Annotated in this window: 8 protein-coding genes; 3 read left to right on the top strand and 5 right to left on the bottom strand. The window is 56.6% G+C overall.

The annotated features are described in order from the left end of the window. Positions 1-31: 31 nt before the first annotated feature. The 5 genes from VOY09_RS18105 to VOY09_RS18085 form a co-directional block, all read right to left on the bottom strand. Positions 32-1756: a recombinase family protein gene (locus VOY09_RS18105; RefSeq protein WP_323811305.1), complete on the bottom strand. Its 1725-nt coding sequence runs from the start codon at positions 1754-1756 to the stop codon at positions 32-34. Positions 1757-2313: 557 nt separating this feature from the next. Further along, entirely contained in the window at positions 2314-4551 is a 2238-nt protein-coding gene (locus VOY09_RS18100; protein WP_322892966.1) for an AAA family ATPase, read from the bottom strand. 82 nt (positions 4552-4633) lie between these two features. Further along, positions 4634-5212, bottom strand: coding sequence for a hypothetical protein (locus tag VOY09_RS18095; RefSeq protein WP_323811304.1), 579 nt, complete (start codon positions 5210-5212; stop codon positions 4634-4636). 243 nt (positions 5213-5455) lie between these two features. Beyond that, positions 5456-5980, bottom strand: coding sequence for a hypothetical protein (locus VOY09_RS18090; RefSeq protein ID WP_322896285.1), 525 nt, complete (start codon positions 5978-5980; stop codon positions 5456-5458). An 884-nt stretch (positions 5981-6864) separates the two neighbouring features. Continuing rightward, entirely contained in the window at positions 6865-8328 is a 1464-nt protein-coding gene (locus VOY09_RS18085; RefSeq protein ID WP_322896286.1) for a relaxase/mobilization nuclease domain-containing protein, read from the bottom strand. A gap of 730 nt (positions 8329-9058) precedes the next feature. Here VOY09_RS18085 and VOY09_RS18080 point away from each other — a divergent pair. From VOY09_RS18080 to VOY09_RS18070, 3 genes are all read left to right on the top strand, one after another. After that, positions 9059-10351, top strand: coding sequence for a DUF6880 family protein (locus tag VOY09_RS18080; protein ID WP_322896289.1), 1293 nt, complete (start codon positions 9059-9061; stop codon positions 10349-10351). Positions 10352-10647: 296 nt separating this feature from the next. After that, a complete protein-coding gene (locus VOY09_RS18075) occupies positions 10648-13536 on the top strand; it encodes a hypothetical protein (protein WP_322896291.1) in 2889 nt (962 codons plus the stop codon). 396 nt (positions 13537-13932) lie between these two features. Continuing rightward, the gene (locus VOY09_RS18070) at positions 13933-16005 is read left to right on the top strand and encodes a PAS domain-containing protein (protein ID WP_322896293.1); all 2073 of its coding nucleotides are present in this window, start codon (positions 13933-13935) and stop codon (positions 16003-16005) included. Positions 16006-16372: the final 367 nt, after the last annotated feature.

Genomic DNA, 16372 nt, shown 5'->3' with positions numbered 1-16372 from the left:
CGGGATGGAGCAGCCCGGTAGCTCGTCAGGCTCATAACCTGAAGGTCGTAGGTTCAAATCCTACTCCCGCAACCAACACTAATTCGCCAATGTTATCAACGTCTTGAAACTCCGCTCCGGCGGAGCTTTTGGCGTTTTGAGCCCCCAAAGCCATTCGGGCGACCTGATGGGTCGGGGCCCCCGTCGCAAGCATCAGAAGGCTCGCCAAGGCACCGTAAAGGTCGATCGTCAGGCTGGGAGCGTCCGCGCGCGGGGTCAGCACGATCTTCTCGATCAGGCCCCGGATCGCCTCTCGGGCTTCCTCCATCCCCTCACTCTCACCGAGGCCCCGGATCAGGGCTGCCACGCGCTCCCGGTAGGTCTCCGACATCTTCGGATGAAGTCGAACCGGGGCAAGGGAGTTGTCGGCTGCCGCGAGTTGGGCCTCCAGATCCTTGCGGCGATCATCCAGCGCAATCATCTTGTCCTTCACCTGATCCGCAGGCACACCCGCGATGATCGCATCCACCAGCTTGGCGTGATCGCGCTTGGTTGTGACCAGTTCCTTCTCGATCCCGGCGCGGTTATTCGTTGTTGTTGCCGCCAGCCAGTTGCGTTCGGCAGTGTAGGCCTCGCAGAACACCTTGACGGCCTCCGGGTCCATGAGGTTATTGGCTAGCGCATCCAGGACACGGGCTTCCAGCTCGGTTTGTTTGATGAGCCGTTTGTTGGTGCAGACTGCCTCGCCCTTGTTGCGGGCCGCGGAGCAGCCAAAGCTGTCTTTTTGGATCTTTGAAAACCCCGACCCGCAGTACCCGCATTCCATCAAGCCTGAAAACAGCGTCCGCGGGCGGCGCCGGTCCCAAACCGGCACGCTCGTGCCTTTGGACTTCAGTGCTCCCTGACGTTGGCGGACAGCCTCCCAGAGATCATGCGGGATAATCTGTAAGTCCGGCACGTCGGTGATAACCCAGTCCGCTTCCGCGTTCAGACGCGACACACGTTTGCCTGTCTGCGGATCTTTGACGTAGCGCAAGCGGTTCCAGAACTGGCGGCCGATGTAGAGTTGATTGTTCAGGATACCAGTCCCGCGCTCGCGGTTGCCGTGGATGGTCGAGGCACCCCATTGGCCGCCCTGCGGGCCCGGCACACCTTCGACATTAAGCGCCTCGGCGATCATCTTTGGCGAAATCCCTTTCGCGTAGTCCGAATAAATCCGCTTCACCACCACCGCTTCTTCGGTGTTAATCGTTCGGTCGCCACGGATCGGTTCGCCATTGGCGGCGATCTTGTGCACGACATTGTAGCCATACGTCAGGCCGCCTGCCGATTTGCCAGCCAGCGCACGCCCCTTCAGACCGCGGCGCGTTTTGATAGCCAGATCCTTCAGAAACAGTGCATTCATCGTTCCCTTCAAGCCGATATGCATCTCCGAGATGGCGCCTTCGCTGACCGTCTCGATTGTGATCTCAGCGAAAAGGAAAGACTGGAAGATTTGGGCGATGTCGGCCTGGTTCCGGCTTAAACGGTCCAGCCCTTCGCTGATCACGACATCAAATGCACCGCTACGCCCGTCGCGCAACAGCTTTTGGATGCCGCTCCGCATCAGACTGGCACCGGACACGGCCCGGTCCGAATAGGTCCCGACAACAGTCAATCCCTGTCGCGTTGCGTAGTCGCGGCACGAGCGGATCTGATCGTCAATTGACGCATCGCTTTGCATATCTGTCGAAAATCGGGCGTAGATAACTGCACGAAGCCCAAGTTGTTCTACCATGTTGACCTCTCGCCCCAAAGTTCCACCGCCAATCAATCTGTCCTGTTCGCCCCGTGGTTATGACTCTCGTGGTCCAGTCGCGCCGCTTCTCGACCTAGCGCGCGAAACAGGTCGATCAGCGCCTGATGACCCATGTCGACAGCGTCTTGTGCCAGCAGGTTCTCGACTGGTGGCGTCTCGTTTGCGTTCGGTCTGCGTCCAGCAATCCCTTTTTGAAGCATCTCATATTCCGACCCCCTACGATCTGCCTGCTGCGGACCATCGAGGGTAGAGCGCGACGGGCTTCTGCCCTTCCAGCCGTTCACTGGTTCTCGCATCATCAGTATGACATAGCGACCGATCTCATGTCATCTGCAGATCATCGATGCCCTGCACGTGCCTGTGGACAACCAAAATGAAACAGCAGAGGAAAACCACTTGCGCTTCGTCCAGACCCGCGTGACGCCACCTCGGCGCTGACCTCGGCGCTGACCTCGGCGCTGACCTCGGCGCTGACCTCGGCGCTGACCTCGGCGCTGACCTCGGCGCTGACCTCGGCGCTGACACCATTGCCGGCATCAGTGCTGACATGTCGACCCAGGCTCCCAATCGGTCAGTTTGTCGTAAGGAACCACACCGGAAAGAAGTTCTGTCAGTTCAGACCCGTAAACAACCGAAGCATTTACCAGTGTAGTTGCAACCTGCTCCAGCACGGTCCGGTTCAGCGTCAGCATTGATGCCGCCCGGACTTCGGATGAGTCGAGCCGAGCACTGACCCTTGTGCGCAGTGATGGGTCAGAGCTCATAATGCTCACCGCATCCTGCCGTGTTGCGCGCCACAGCGGGCCGTCCGCACCGAGGCCGTATGACACCTCCAGCGCGGCTGCGATTTGCGTTGCCTGCGCAAGGTCGCTGTCGTTTGGCCCACCGGCGCCTGCACTGATGCCCCCCAGAAGCAGCTGCTCTGCGGCCCGTCCCGCGAGCAGGCACGTAATGTGATGCATCAACCCGTCTTCGTCGCCTTCAAGGGCGTCCCAGGTCTGTTCCATGACGCCACCCCCATCTGTGATTGCGACCATTGTTGGCACACCCAGACCGCAGGCCACCGCAACGACCGCATGCCCCGCTTCATGTACCGCAATCCGCCGCCTGAGCCGTGCCGACATCGGCGCGCGAATACTTGCCAAGGCTCCATTGAGATCCTTGTGAGATAATGAGCGCCGTTCCGCGCGTGCCCGTGCGCGTGCTGCGCGGACCACTGCCGCCACGTCTGCCCCAGACATGCCTGCTGCTCGGGCCGCAATCTCAGACAGATCGGTGCCAGCTAAGTCGCTGCCAAGGTGATACGCAAATACTTTCGGCATCAAGTCCGGGGTAGGGCTCCGCAAGCTGACGGTCCGGTCAAATCGCCCTGGACGCCGGATGGCCGCATCGATCTTTCCCAAGTGGTTCGTTGCCGCCAGCATGATGACACCTTCCCGCACCGACATCCCATCCAGTTGCTCCAGCAGTGCGGCGACGATGCCGTCTGTATATGCACTATTTTGATCGTGTGGACGTGATCTGTCGCCAACAGCATCGAGTTCGTCAATAAATGCGATGGCGGGCGCATCGGACCCTGTGCGCGCGAAAAAGTCTGACATCGCTCGCAAGAAGCCAGAATAGCGATCCGCGGAAGCATGCCATGACGCGACACTGGCTGAGTGCAGGACGATACCTGCCTCATCTGCCAGAAGACGCGCAATCTCTGTCTTGCCGGTGCCGGGAGGACCGACGAGGAGAAGGCCACGCGTGACATTGCACCAAGGAAGCCGGCCGGCCTGCCAGTCACGAAGATCGGCCAGCATTTGGTCCACCGCCAGCCGAAGCTCTGGAGCCATTGGAAAGTCTGCCAGCCGGGATGTGCCCGTAGTGGCTGGTGCAAGACGTAGCGCGAGGTGCTGCGCAACTTTGGACGGTGTCTCAGCCCGCAGTGCAAGGGCCAGATCCGGCAGTCGCAGGCGAGCCAAGATGTCATCTCCTGGAAGATGCGGACGCACCAAGCCCTCAGCGATCCGGCGAGTCTGGCTATGGCTGTGACGGAGATGTTCGATCAACACCTCGGTATCCAGCGACACCAGACGCAGGATCAACGGGTCAAACTCCCGCAAGGCAGGTGGCAGGAAAGCGGTCGACCACACAACAATGACAATCGTACGACCAAGTTCAAGTGCTGCGCGAAGACAGGGGGAAAAGCAGCCCCACAGATCATTCACCCCGTCCATACCGTCCCGCATGGCATCGGCCGCCGACGTCACATAGGGAAGATCTGCAGTTGACAGCCCGAGAACCTCGCCTGCCTGAAGTAGATCCGCCAAAGGCGCAGTCAGCGCGGCATCGCCCGTCTCAACGACCGCGATCCCACCTCGTTCGCAGAAAGCACGACGCAAATGCTCGCTGCTTGGGAAAGTCCGGCACAGACGAAGAAGGGCTTGAAGCGCTGCTGGTCGTGGATGCACCGGGCGAATGCGGGGATCACGTGCCAGTGCGATGCGCTGCAAATCTTCCCCAGCCTCCTCGACCGCTTGAACGTCGTTAAACGGCAGCATGTCGGCGATGGCGGTATCAGGGGCAAGAGCTTCAAGGAAGTTGCTGATCCGACGCGTATCCGGCGACTGGGCCTGCTTATCAATAAGAAAGAACCGGTCGACGTTCGGCATTGTTTTGATCTGCCGCAGCGCAGAGCGGGCGAAATCGCGCCAGTCATCGTTGTCTAATGCAATTGTTGCGGGGAAGGACGTCGATTGGACAACGGTTTGGGAAAAAGGATCAGACATAGCGGCCTCCTGTTGGCGATGAGCACATCGTGCTGTCGGGGATTGATCCGCGTCACTCAGGGCGGCGCGGATCGTGGTGCGATCAGAGGCTCGGCTCCCCGCCGGTCTGCATCGCCTCTCGCTCGATCAGTGCCTGCAGTGCAAGGTCGAGACTGGCGAGCGGACGGGCCGCAAGTTCAGGGATGGCGTTTAACGGTACCGTCAGGTTGATACCCGGTGCGCAGGTGAAGAATACAACATTCGCAGGAAGAGCGACCAACGCAGCGATATCGAAGTCGCCGACCTCGTAAGCGCGGGTGCCCAGCGGATTGCCGCGATAGCCCTTGCGCATCCTGAAGGCGTACCCGCGCGGCCCAGGGTGCGTGCGGGTCTTGATCTGGATGCGCACAGTGCGCTGTCCGAGAGGAATCAGCCGGTCTGCGGAAGCCCCGTCAGGAAGTGGAGACGGGTGCAGGCCATGGCGAAGAAGCAGGCTGTCAACGAGCGCCTCCCCCGCGAGACCGATAAGACGAGCCCGACGACAGACAGCGTCGGATGCCACATTGGGATATGCGCCCAGATCGTGGAGAGCGTCATGCAGAAGATCGGAATCGTCGAGAAGGCGGTGAAGTGTCGGGTAAGCAGATGTGAGAACGGCGATCTGCGGGCTAAGTTGCGACATGGCAACCTCCATTATGACGGGTTGGCGCCGGCCTTTAGAAGACCAGGCGATGAAATTGATACGGCCGTGCACTGACGCGCCGGAAACGGGCGACCAGACTTGGTCAGTCTTTGCGCATCGTTGGAAAGGTGCAGTTCCCGCGTCTGTCGGGGTAACAGCATTGATTTGCCCTGATGCCGATCATGACCGCCAGGGCGAGATCGCCCTAGCATTCAGTGCTTGGTGAGCGTGCAATTATGAGGATCAGGCTGCGGTAAGGTCCATGTGCTGCGACAGGTCGGGCGCGGCCGGGCAGGATCCCTGCGGTGGGGTGATCGCACCGAAAGTGTCCAGCGCAGCCATGTCCTGCAACGCGTCGAGCGTCCAGGCCAGCCCGCGCTGGAGCCGCAGATCACCGGTGCAGCAGGCCGCGAGCCAGAGATCTGCCCGACGATTATGGATCTGCTGCATGAAGGTCTTGCCTTCTTCCTCGTCACGCAGCGCGACCATCCGCTCGACGATCGCTGCGATCAGCACAATGACATCCGGCAGATGTTCTGCCTCGCCGAGGATGGACGCTGCCATAAGATTGGCATCGCCCCATGCCGCCTCCGTGGCGGAAATCGCCGTGTCGATGTTGGCGTCCATCGCTGTCATGGCAGCCAAGGCGCGTTCGGCCATCACAGCGCCGCGCATACAGCGCGCCAGCTCGTGGGCCAGAAGATAAGGGGAAAGGGTTTGCGTGGGATTGATAGCGCCCGCGCGCGCGACTACATGCTTCTCAGCCATGACGACGACTCCTGAGGTCTCGTTGTGGTCAGGGTGGGGGCAGAGGCTGCAACCTCAGTTCTCGCCCGCTTATCGGACGCCCAGTAACCATGACTTGAATATAGAGCATGCGATTCGGTGGATCAAGTGTTCTCGTTTATGAAAATACGAAAAAGTCAAGATTACTCATTTGCCGCCATGCCGGCATTTGGTTTGTGTCCACCCACGTCAATCCCACGCAAAGTAGCAACCCCCCTTAACTATCTCCAAGGTCCAGTGGCAGCTGTCGCGTATCAGCGGCACGCTTGTTGCCGCGCACCATAGCCAAAGCGCGCGCGCCGGACGGTTTGCCAAGCATCACGGGATTGACCCTATCGCTGCATTGACGGCAAATTCCCGCTACGTCGTCCTTTGCGACTTCAGATGCGCAAGCTTCCGCAGCGAGTGACTTGAACCTTGCTGCTTGTGACCCCGGTACCCACAGGCTCAACCGAACAAATCCTGCAGCGGTCTTGCGCGACGCAGAGGCCGCACTGTAATCCCGATGTGCTGCACGAAATTCAGCAGCGGTCCGACGCGCTTGTGGCTGATCTCTCTTTTTCATCTTGCGAAGCCCCCAGAAAAGATTGCGACGGCTGTCATTCTGATCGCCGGTTTTTTCTGAGGGCACATTCTGCGCCAGACGGTTTCGTCGGTGTTATATGCCGAGTAGGTGGGGGTCGCCTACTACGAAGGTACTGAAGTCTGTTCAAAGATGTGGACAACCAAATTCGCGCCGATGAACGCAAACGGTAGCGGTACGCAGGCTTCGGACGGCCGATCCTGCTGCCGACGCCGATGCATGGAGCGGCAGGTCGTTCTTGACACCGATTTGCAGCGACCAGCGAAAGCCAAGCCCCACATGATCACTGCCTGTAGCTGTCCAATGTCGCAGTACCGTCCGGGTCTATTTCTGGATCGGAATGCTTTTCATGGTACATACCCCTCTGTGATAATGGGTCCGCCGGTCTCTTTGTGACATGCGCGACGCTTGAGATGAAACCTATTGGTAACGCATCCGTGAAGGTGCGCACATGGGAAGATCCGGCTGCTTCAGCACTGATCTTCAACTGATGGCCACTGAGAACTGCGCGCACGCCATCACCAAAAATTATACGCGCGGTCCCAATGGCGGAATACGAAAGGTGAATCCGGCTTCCCATAGACCGGACAGCTGCCAGAAGATGCCGAAGCCAAACGCCATAGGTCATTCGATCGGGATCCGCAGCGCCTCCCTGATCGCGCGAATTTCCTGGGCCATGGACTGGGTCCTCGCGTTTATCTCTTGCACCATCGCCGCTGACGCGACCGTCGTCGTGTAAAGCGATTTCAGGATCTCGGTCAGATCCCCAGCTGCGCCTGACTGTTCGTCGGCTTTTCCCTGCTCCAGCAGGTCGAGGAGAGGGTGCAGCAGGCGCACCGCTGACATCACATTCTCGATTCGGTTCAGCAGGATCTCGTCGGGGGCTGGCAGTTTCAGAGTTGTATGTATTTCGGGCATTCATAAGGTCTTTCAGATGTTGGAGGGCAGTTCGATCAATTGCCTTGATGAGCAGATACGCACTGATGACGCGCGTTGCATTGCCTAGCGCCTTGACGTGGGCGAGGCGCGCCAGCACGGCATAGGACGTGAGATCGGGCTTCAAATCGATGCGGCGGAAAGGCGTGCCGTCTTTTCGAATGAAAGTCGGTAGGGATTTCCCGCCAACGTCGCGCGAGGCGATACGAAAGCCAGTTGGGGCAAGATGGCGATCGAGATCTCGGGAGCTTTGCGGGCGGAACCTCGCTAGCACTGTCGCCACGGCATCATGGAGTGCACGAACCTCGGGCGCTTTTTTGCGTGAAGGCAAGCGGGATGCCAACCGCGGTGATGGCGCTAGGACCGGGTATTCCGGTTCCGACAGGCCCAGTCGGGTCGTAAGATCAACGTGTATCCGCGCGCTTGTCACTTCATCCAAGTCGAGCGTCGTCACATCCCCAAGCCAGCTTACCCGGCTCGCAACGACATGCACATGATCACAGTTCGTCCCGCGATGCCGCGTGACGACAATCGGATGCCGGTCGGTCTCAAGGCCGAGGCTATCCAGAACATGCCGTACGACGCGCTGCCAATCGCGGGTTTCCAACTGGGCGCCTGCCGGCAGCGAAAGCGTGATGTGCGCGATCCGGTGCCGCTTCTGGGGCGCCAGTCGAAGGACGCGGTCGAAGTCGGAGCATGCTGTTTTAAGATCCAGCATCGGGATGGTAGCGAGGATGATTTCAGCATCGTCACGCAACGCATATTTCAGGGGCGCAGCAGGGTCGTCATGCGTCGTGACATAGGGTTTCACGGGAGCATCGCTCTGATGGTCGACGTAAGTTCTAACATTGCGGCATGGATATCCTGCATAGACTGCATTGGCAGCCTTGTGTCGTTGACAGCGCACCCGAGCCGGCCGAGGCTTCGCTCAATACGGCGCCTAGCGGTCGGGTCATGTGCTGCGTGCATCCGCATGATCAAAACGCCGACAGAGCATCCCGCGGACTTGGCGTCCAAGTTAATCTGATCGCGGAAAGCCCTCGGCACTCGGTGCGAGAGCTGAACCTCATCATCTGATTTGCTTTTTTCCATTACGGGCACTCCTGCCGACCACATAGCGATGCTTATCACGGCTGTGATGGCGGTTCATCTTTGCAGTGGGGTTTTCCACATGTTCGTTGCTGTGGGACGGATTCCTTTCGCGTTGTTGTCCGGTAATAGTGTTCGGACGGACCAGCTTTGAGCTGGAATGGCCGTTTCAGTACCTATTGCCGTTGCTAGCAGTGCATTCAAATTGTGGCTTGATGCGAAATGCTCGGATTCCTGTCGAGTAAAATCGCGCTGGAAAAACTTTTGGAAAAATACGCAACCCCCCTTGCCGTATTGGCTTCAACAACCAAATGTCGTTGCCGGCGTTTCAGGTTGTCTCACCATGTCTCTGAGCGCACCCCTCAACGCAGATCTTTCCGTTTTGGATTTTCATCAGCCTCGGCGAGTCTGGCCATCGCGGCGTTTATCGCTCTGTCGAAAAAGGAGAGACCATGCAAAAAACCAAACGCGTCACGAAGCAAACTGTCAAAGCCGCCGAGCAACGGGTCGAAAACATTCGGACTGCGCTCAATGATCTCGTGCGGCCCTTCAGCCCGTATACTCGGAGCACGGTGCGGCGGCGGTACTGTGATGTTTTTCGCCAGATCTCCCGAGTTGCGGAATTGGCCTCCCCTGAAGTCACTATCACGCTGCTACTAGACGCTCTTTCCCATCATGAGGCCCTCGCAAACCGCCGGGGATTTGAGGAAAAGGACGACCGTGCGATCCGTGCCAGCATCGATGCGGCGCTTGCAACAATTATTTCGCTCCTGCCGCCCGCGTCGGTACCGCGGCTCCCTTCTCGCATGATGCGCGCTGTTGGTGACAATCGACGCGGTGCGCTTTCGCTGGTTGTGAGGCGCTTGGTTCCGTATCTGGATGCGAAGGCCTGCGCGAGGTGGAACGGACTGCTCGCGCGACGACCGCCGAAAAAACCACACCCGTATCTGGTTCCACAACAGAAAGACCACTTGGTGGCAAGGCAGCTGCTCGCACGAGCTGCGAAACAGCCTGATCTTTACGCTTTTCTCGAGCGTGAACGATACGGCGAGTGCAATGGGCGCTCAGTCCTTGTCGCACAGGTATATCTCGAAAGCGGCCGTCCGGTCGATGCTATGGCCCATCTTCCTGAGCCGAATAGCGGGACCATCGAGCCCCCCTTCATGTCGCTAGACGTGGAAATGGAGTGCCCGCGACGCCGTGTAGTTGAGGCCGATATTTTCGAAGCCCTCGGCGATTTGCAGACGGCACAAATGATCCGGCATGAAGTTTTCGAGGAAACGCTTTCTGTCCCCGCCCTGCGGGCTTACTTGAAGCACCAAAACCTATCTGGCGATTTTGATGCTGAGGACTGGGCCATGGGTGTTGCAGCAGCGTTTGGCGACCCTCGGCGCAGCGTACGGTTTTTCTGCGACTGGGGCCGCCCTGACCTTGCGAGGACCCGGATTTTTGACGATGCGGTGCTGTGGGATCGTCCGGACGATTGGGGCGCCTTGACCTCCGTGGACAGTCTTTGCGAGGCGGAGCCAATCGCTGCAACGGTCGTTTTGCGGGCCTTGGTGCGCTTTGCATGGAAGACCGGCGACCCTCTCTATAGACCTCTCATCGCAAGATGGGTCCGAAAGCTAGCTGTATTGGCATCGCGCGTGGAGGGCGCTGATATGCACCGGCAGGAAGGTCTTTCGACACATGCGGTATTTCTGAAGATGATGGGCATGATGCCTAATGGAAAGCGGCAGTGGTGACAGGTCGGCGTCATCACGCAATCAACCCGCGTTTGTGCGATGGGCGTCATGCTGCCGTTGGCAAGTAGACTTTTCTCAGGAAAATGCTCAAAATGCGCATTCTGTTTGTGCGCCACGGTGCCGTTGTTTTCTGCTGTTTCTGATCGGTCACCTTTGAAGCATGCTAGGGTGCTCTGCAGAAATTTCTTAAGAGGCTCGATGACGCGTGTACGATTGCTCGAAGACAGGGACGGTTTCCTATAAGAAAGAGATAATTCACTCTGACCGTGATGTGATGCGTCAAGACGGCTGCCTTCATGGGCCAATTGTTCGTCGCGAAAGCATCAAGCCTGTGGACAAGGCAATTTGGCAGGTTCTTGCCCAGCCAAACGCGCGATAAACTGCATCATCATACTGGCACTTTTTCGGGGCCCAGCCGCATGTCGTATATCTATTCTTCCAATTTTGAAAAAGACCGCTTGGACACTGAAAAAACTGAGGCTGCCATTCTGGCACGAGGCGGGCAGATCGTGGCATCTGGAGCCAAGGTCGCTCTTGCTATTCTGGACGAGGGGCCGGCCATCGTCATCATGAACGGACCTAAGGCTGGAACGCAGGCCAGGCTTTTGAAAAACGGCATTGGCCGTCCGCGCGATATTTTGGGGTCTGTTGTGCCTACAATGACATCGCCCTGCGCTGTCGAACCCTGTGATAAAAGCGAGACCGGAAAGGTCTACGATTTGATCGGCGGTGAGGCACGCCTTCGAGAGGTGATGGCTGTCATTCTTGCTGATATCAGTCGGCAGATTTCCGAACAGACTGCATCCGAGATGACGCGCGAAGGTGCGACTGATCTGACTGACAGCCTGCCCGCTGACTTACCACGCGCTTGGCGGGATAAGGCGGCATGCCTCGATGCCCTGACGCCTTGGCTCGAATGCGGGCATAGCAGCAATGTGGGATCTGACTGGGCTGAAGTGGTTGCGTTCCTGACGAAAGATCTGGGCTATGACGTACGCAACAAAATTAAGGTGAATGAAAGGCGTTTGGCCACGCATTTGGTACTGGCGACGCCCGGTCTTGGTAAGACACACTCAGTTCAGGCACTGATTGAAGCGCTGCCAGGAACTGCAGTTGTTTGGGTATTTCAGCCGACCCTGCGCAAGGCCGGTGAATTTGCGCGGGATATGGCCGGATCATCGCGGCCAATTCGCGTTTTTCGTGGCAGGGGTGCTCCGGTTGTCGAAGGATCGCCAGATCACATGTGTCAGCGTCACGCTTTGGCAGCTGAAATTGCGGCTAAGGGCCTTTCCGTCAAGAAGACGCTTTGTGGCAAAGGAGATAAAGCAGGCATTGGTGCATGCCAATACATCGCAACCTGCGCTTATCAGGCCCAGCTCCGGTCAATCAATGAGCATGCGGGTGGCGGTGTCTTTGTTATGACCCACGCTTCGCTGACGTTGCCGCCGCCTTTTCCTGATCCTCATCTAGTTATTATCGATGAAGATCCCTCGGCCAATCTGCCGCGGTCAATCACAGTTAACGCAGAGGCCATGACTGTAATATGCGATTGGGCCAGCACTTTGGACGAGGAAGGTGAATCCACGCCTAGTCACGGCAGGTTGAATGAAGCGCAGGATAGCGATTTTGAGACCGGCGAAAGCGAAGAAAGCCCTGAGGCGCTTTTGTCGACTTTCGAGCGATTGCAGCAAGGTCTCGCCACCGCTGCACCGCTGCGCGAAATTACAGCGTCGATTGACATCGCGGAACTCGAGGCAGCCTTGAAGATGATGCGCAAACTGCAACGCAAGATGCATTCGGGGATCCAGCCAGCCGAGCACGACCAGGCTGTTCGGGACGTCCTCGAGGCATCTGTCGCGCCTGAGATGACAGGCGTGCAGGCTATGCTATCTGCGATCTTGCAAGAGGTCAGGCTTTTTTCAGCTGGCAAGATCGACCGTACCGTATTCAACGGGCTAAGCATCTGTGTTGACGAAGCCGGCCTGTTCAATTCAGCGACGGCTCATCGGTTAGAACGAACCGCTATCAAACCTTCGGTTCCGATGATCGTGTTGGACGGGACGGCCGACCCTATCTTGCTCGGGCGCGCCGTTCGACGGAAGATGACGGTATGGCGGATCGATGTGCAGCGGCAGGGCGAGGTCCTCCAATGCTTAAGTCGTGGCTTTAGCAATGCCTCTCTGGCTCCCGCCACAGACTACCCCCTCTCGGCCTCGACCATCGAAGAACGCGAACAGCTGTGGCAGGATTTGACGATAGTCCTGCGTCGTGAAGTTGAGAAGGCACCGAAAGGGGTCTTGGTTGTATCGACCCTTGCAGTAGAAAACGAAGCGAGGCGGCGGCAGTGCTGTAATGATCTTTTTGGTGAAAGTCTTGCATGGACGCATTTCGGCGCAACACGTGGGCTCAACGGCTTTACCGGTCGCCAAACCGTCGTTCTGATCGGTCGCAAGCAACCCCCCGCTGCAGCGGTTCAGACACTTGCTCGCGCATATTTCGCGCTCGACCCAGAGCCGTTTGATCCGTTAGCGATCGATTATATCGTACGGCGCAGAACACTGCGCAGCAAGACGGGTCAGACAAGTTCGAGTATTATCCAGCGCCATCCGGATAAAAGAGTAAATCGACTACTGTGGCAGATGCGGGAGGCGGAAGTCGTTCAGGCAATCGATAGGGTACGTGCTGTACGTTATCCGTGCCGCATCCTGATCCTGAACGCTCTTGACCTGCGCCGTTTAGATGACAACACAAACGTACAGGTAATGGGCGTGCCAGCTGACCTCCATTTGTCTTGGCCTGAACTGCGCAACGGCGGCAATAGGGCCGAAATCATTCTTGCAAAAAGTGGAGGTCTTTTACCAGTTGCCCCCAAAGCCCTTGCTTACATTGCTCCTGACGTATTCCCAAGCGTCGAGGCCGCAAAAAAGTGGCTGAATCGGACAGATCTCGACAAAGCACTCGCCCTTCATACCGAATATCTCGTTCGGTTTCAGGTCCGCCCCATCGGACAGCGAGGTGCCTGTTGGCCACTGATTGTCGATCGGCGTCAATTTGCCTGTCCCGTGGCCGCTCGTAGCGCGTGTGAGGCTATGCTCGGCTCTAGTATGGCGAGCTGGGACTCTGGCTTGTTGATTACAACAGCAACCGCCCCAACATGGGTATCGGCGGCACCACACCCGTCATGAAATTGAATATCGCGGCGTGGGTTCTACGGATGCGCCCCGTTAAAAAGGGGATATTACCCGACCTTGTACGTAATATTTGCGCTCACGTGACCAATTTGCCGCATAATGCGTCTTTCTTTTGTTAAGAAGGGATTACACCATCAAACCATTGCGTCAAAGACCCAAGATCAAGGGTTATTTAGTCTTTTGATTAAGCAGGTATCTATCGTATCGAATTATCCTATATATGAAATAACGACTTGATCTAGAACAAGATTCGAAGTGCTCGTTTGGCATACAGATCGTTGCAACAAACGAAAGAAACAAACAGTGCTGGTTCTAATTCTATCGAAAGACCTGAGATTACGGTTTATATCACCAGATCACGCCTTGTCATTTAGACCGTGTTCGTCTGACTTGGACAAGCCGATCGAACTGGCCAAAGGTTTAATGAAGGTCGACCCGAACCTTATGCTTGACTGTCAGTACGTGCTGCAGCGTGAAGAAGCAGTACATCGTTACATCGGTCAAGAAGGCTATCAGCGCCGTGCTATGCTGCGCAGAGCCTCAGACGAACAGGCAAATGAACTGATTATTGTTTATGAAGCTAGCGAGATCGATGTTCGGCAGGAATTGGTGCTACTTCGCCAGCAACTCGCCGATGCAATAGACGCCGTCCAAGATCCTTTTGCCTATTACGATATGGATGACTACCTTGTTCACTACAATAGTGCCTATGCCCGTCTTCATCACAGCGATACGGCCAAACTTACTGTAGGAATGAAGTTTGAAGCGGTGTTGCGCCAAGATGTAGAAGCTGGCTTGATTGGGGTGCCAGCCGCGCAGCGCGATAACTGGCTGCGGTACCGTCTCGCCCAGCGTCAACGCCAGATGTGTGAAGAGGAAGTGCGGTTATGCGACGGTCGTTGGTTCCGCGTGACGCAGCGCATGACGAGGGGCGGGGAATATGTTCACATGCTCGTCGATATAACCGACCTAAAGTACTCACAGGCTAATCTGGAGCAAGTGATATATGGGTCGCGTGCAGCCACATGGTCGATAAACCTTGATACTGGCAAAAGTAGTGTGAACGATCACTGGGCCAGTCTGTTAGGCCTTGATCCGATGGTCGCAAATGCTCTGGGTTTTGAAGGATGGCGCGGCCTCGTCCACCCGGAGGATGTTGCCACGGCCGAAGCTGGTTTTCTAAAATGCGTACGTTGTTCGGAGACAAATTTCGAGGCAGAATATCGTCTGCGTCACGCCCTTGGCGGCTGGGTCTGGGTGTTGGGTCGCGGGGGCATTTCGGACCGGCACTCAGATGGACGCCCATATCGGATATCTGGCGTTCTGTTGGATATTTCTCGTCAGAAGCGGCTGGAGGCAGAGCTTGCAATTAAAGCTACTGCGGTTGCTGCAACCGAGGAAGGCGTAACAATATTTGATGACGCTTGGAATATAATCTACACAAACCCCGCACATGCTGCAATGTTTGGGTATGATGATCCCAGACTCCTCGTTGGTAAATCCTGGCAGAGCCTTTACACGACCGAAGAATGGAAAAAGCTGGCAACAGACGCTTTTCCATCGATTAAAGATCACGGCTTCTGGAGCGGGCAAGCGATAGCGCTCTGCAAAGATGGAGAAACGTTTGAACAAGACCTAAGCCTGACAGGCATGCCAGACGGGAAAATCGTTTGCGTCAGTCGTGATGTTACTGCACGCAACACTCTTTCCCGCGAGATCATCCTGACACGCGATCGAATGGAGCAAGCGCAGCGTCAAGAGATCGTCAATTCTCTTGTTGTCGGGCTCACGCACGATCTCCTGAATTTGATCACGACCATTTCTTACATCTCTGATCCTATTTTTGAAGACGCAGAGGTGCAGCCAGCAGACATGGTGAAAAATATCCATATTACGGCACGACAAGCGATCGCTTTGTTAGAGCCAATCCGCAAGCTTGGGATGGAAACCAATTTTCCACAGCAGGTCAACATAGCTCAATTGCTGCAAGAGACCGCATGTGTTTTGCAATTGGGCGCATCGCCCAAGCTGCGGGTGATGCTAAATATTCCTGAAGAACCAATCGTCACAATGGTCGATCCTATTAAGTTAATGCAAGTTTTTCTAAACATCGGCCTAAATGGCCGTGATGCTTTAGGTGAGGGAATGCACGAACTTGAACTTTCGCTTTCACGCGATGGTACTATTCCGCAGAAGGCAAGTCTTGAAGTGGGAAATATTCCGCAAACACCCTATGCCCTGTGCCAGATCAGAGACACAGGAACTGGCATCGCGCCTGATGTCAGGACAAGAATATGGGAGCCACGGTTTACGACGAAGGGAAACATGGGCACAGGATTAGGGTTGCCCGTCGTGTCTGAGATTGTCAAAGCGGCCGGAGGCGCTATTGCCCTTCACACTTCACGTCGAGAAGGGACAACATTTTATGTCGTTTGGCCCCTTAGTAATGAAGCAGCTGAATAAGAGTTGCTGGTTAAGACGCATCAGATACTGGCTGGCTGAAAACATAGTTGGGGCGTGGGTAACAGACAAATGTCGCAGGTTGGCGTAGGGTTAACCCGGAAAACTGCAGCGTCTTGCTTACCTTGTTAGGATCAAGGCCCGTTAAAATCAGCATTTGAGCGTGATCAGCCGCTTGAAAAAGGAGTCAGATCATTCTTTCTCAAGTCTCTTTTGGATGACCGATGCGATGATGGCGCGTCTGTTCTAAAAATGCTACAGAAAGCCACGACTAGATGCACAGCGGTCAGACCTTGATCTGATCCCCGCAAACTGGACCGTTTGAAGCTGGAGTTTTCCGCTACGATTTCCCGGCTGGGAGAGGAGTGGA

This window comes from Yoonia sp. 67-2, from assembly GCF_035117555.1.
In the GTDB taxonomy this organism is placed as follows: domain Bacteria; phylum Pseudomonadota; class Alphaproteobacteria; order Rhodobacterales; family Rhodobacteraceae; genus Yoonia.
The sequence above is the reverse complement of the archived record's forward strand: the minus strand, read 5'-3'. Positions and strand labels throughout refer to the sequence as shown.

Excerpts from the sequence above, each read along its gene's own strand:
- VOY09_RS18090 (WP_322896285.1), bottom strand. The coding sequence starts at position 5,980 with ATGGCTGAGAAGCATGTAGTCGCGCGCGCGGGCGCTATCAATCCCACG.
- VOY09_RS18075 (WP_322896291.1), top strand. The coding sequence starts at position 10,648 with ATGGGCCAATTGTTCGTCGCGAAAGCATCAAGCCTGTGGACAAGGCAA.
- VOY09_RS18105 (WP_323811305.1), bottom strand. The coding sequence starts at position 1,756 with ATGGTAGAACAACTTGGGCTTCGTGCAGTTATCTACGCCCGATTTTCG.
- VOY09_RS18080 (WP_322896289.1), top strand. The coding sequence starts at position 9,059 with ATGCAAAAAACCAAACGCGTCACGAAGCAAACTGTCAAAGCCGCCGAG.
- VOY09_RS18095 (WP_323811304.1), bottom strand. The coding sequence starts at position 5,212 with ATGTCGCAACTTAGCCCGCAGATCGCCGTTCTCACATCTGCTTACCCG.
- VOY09_RS18100 (WP_322892966.1), bottom strand. The coding sequence starts at position 4,551 with ATGTCTGATCCTTTTTCCCAAACCGTTGTCCAATCGACGTCCTTCCCC.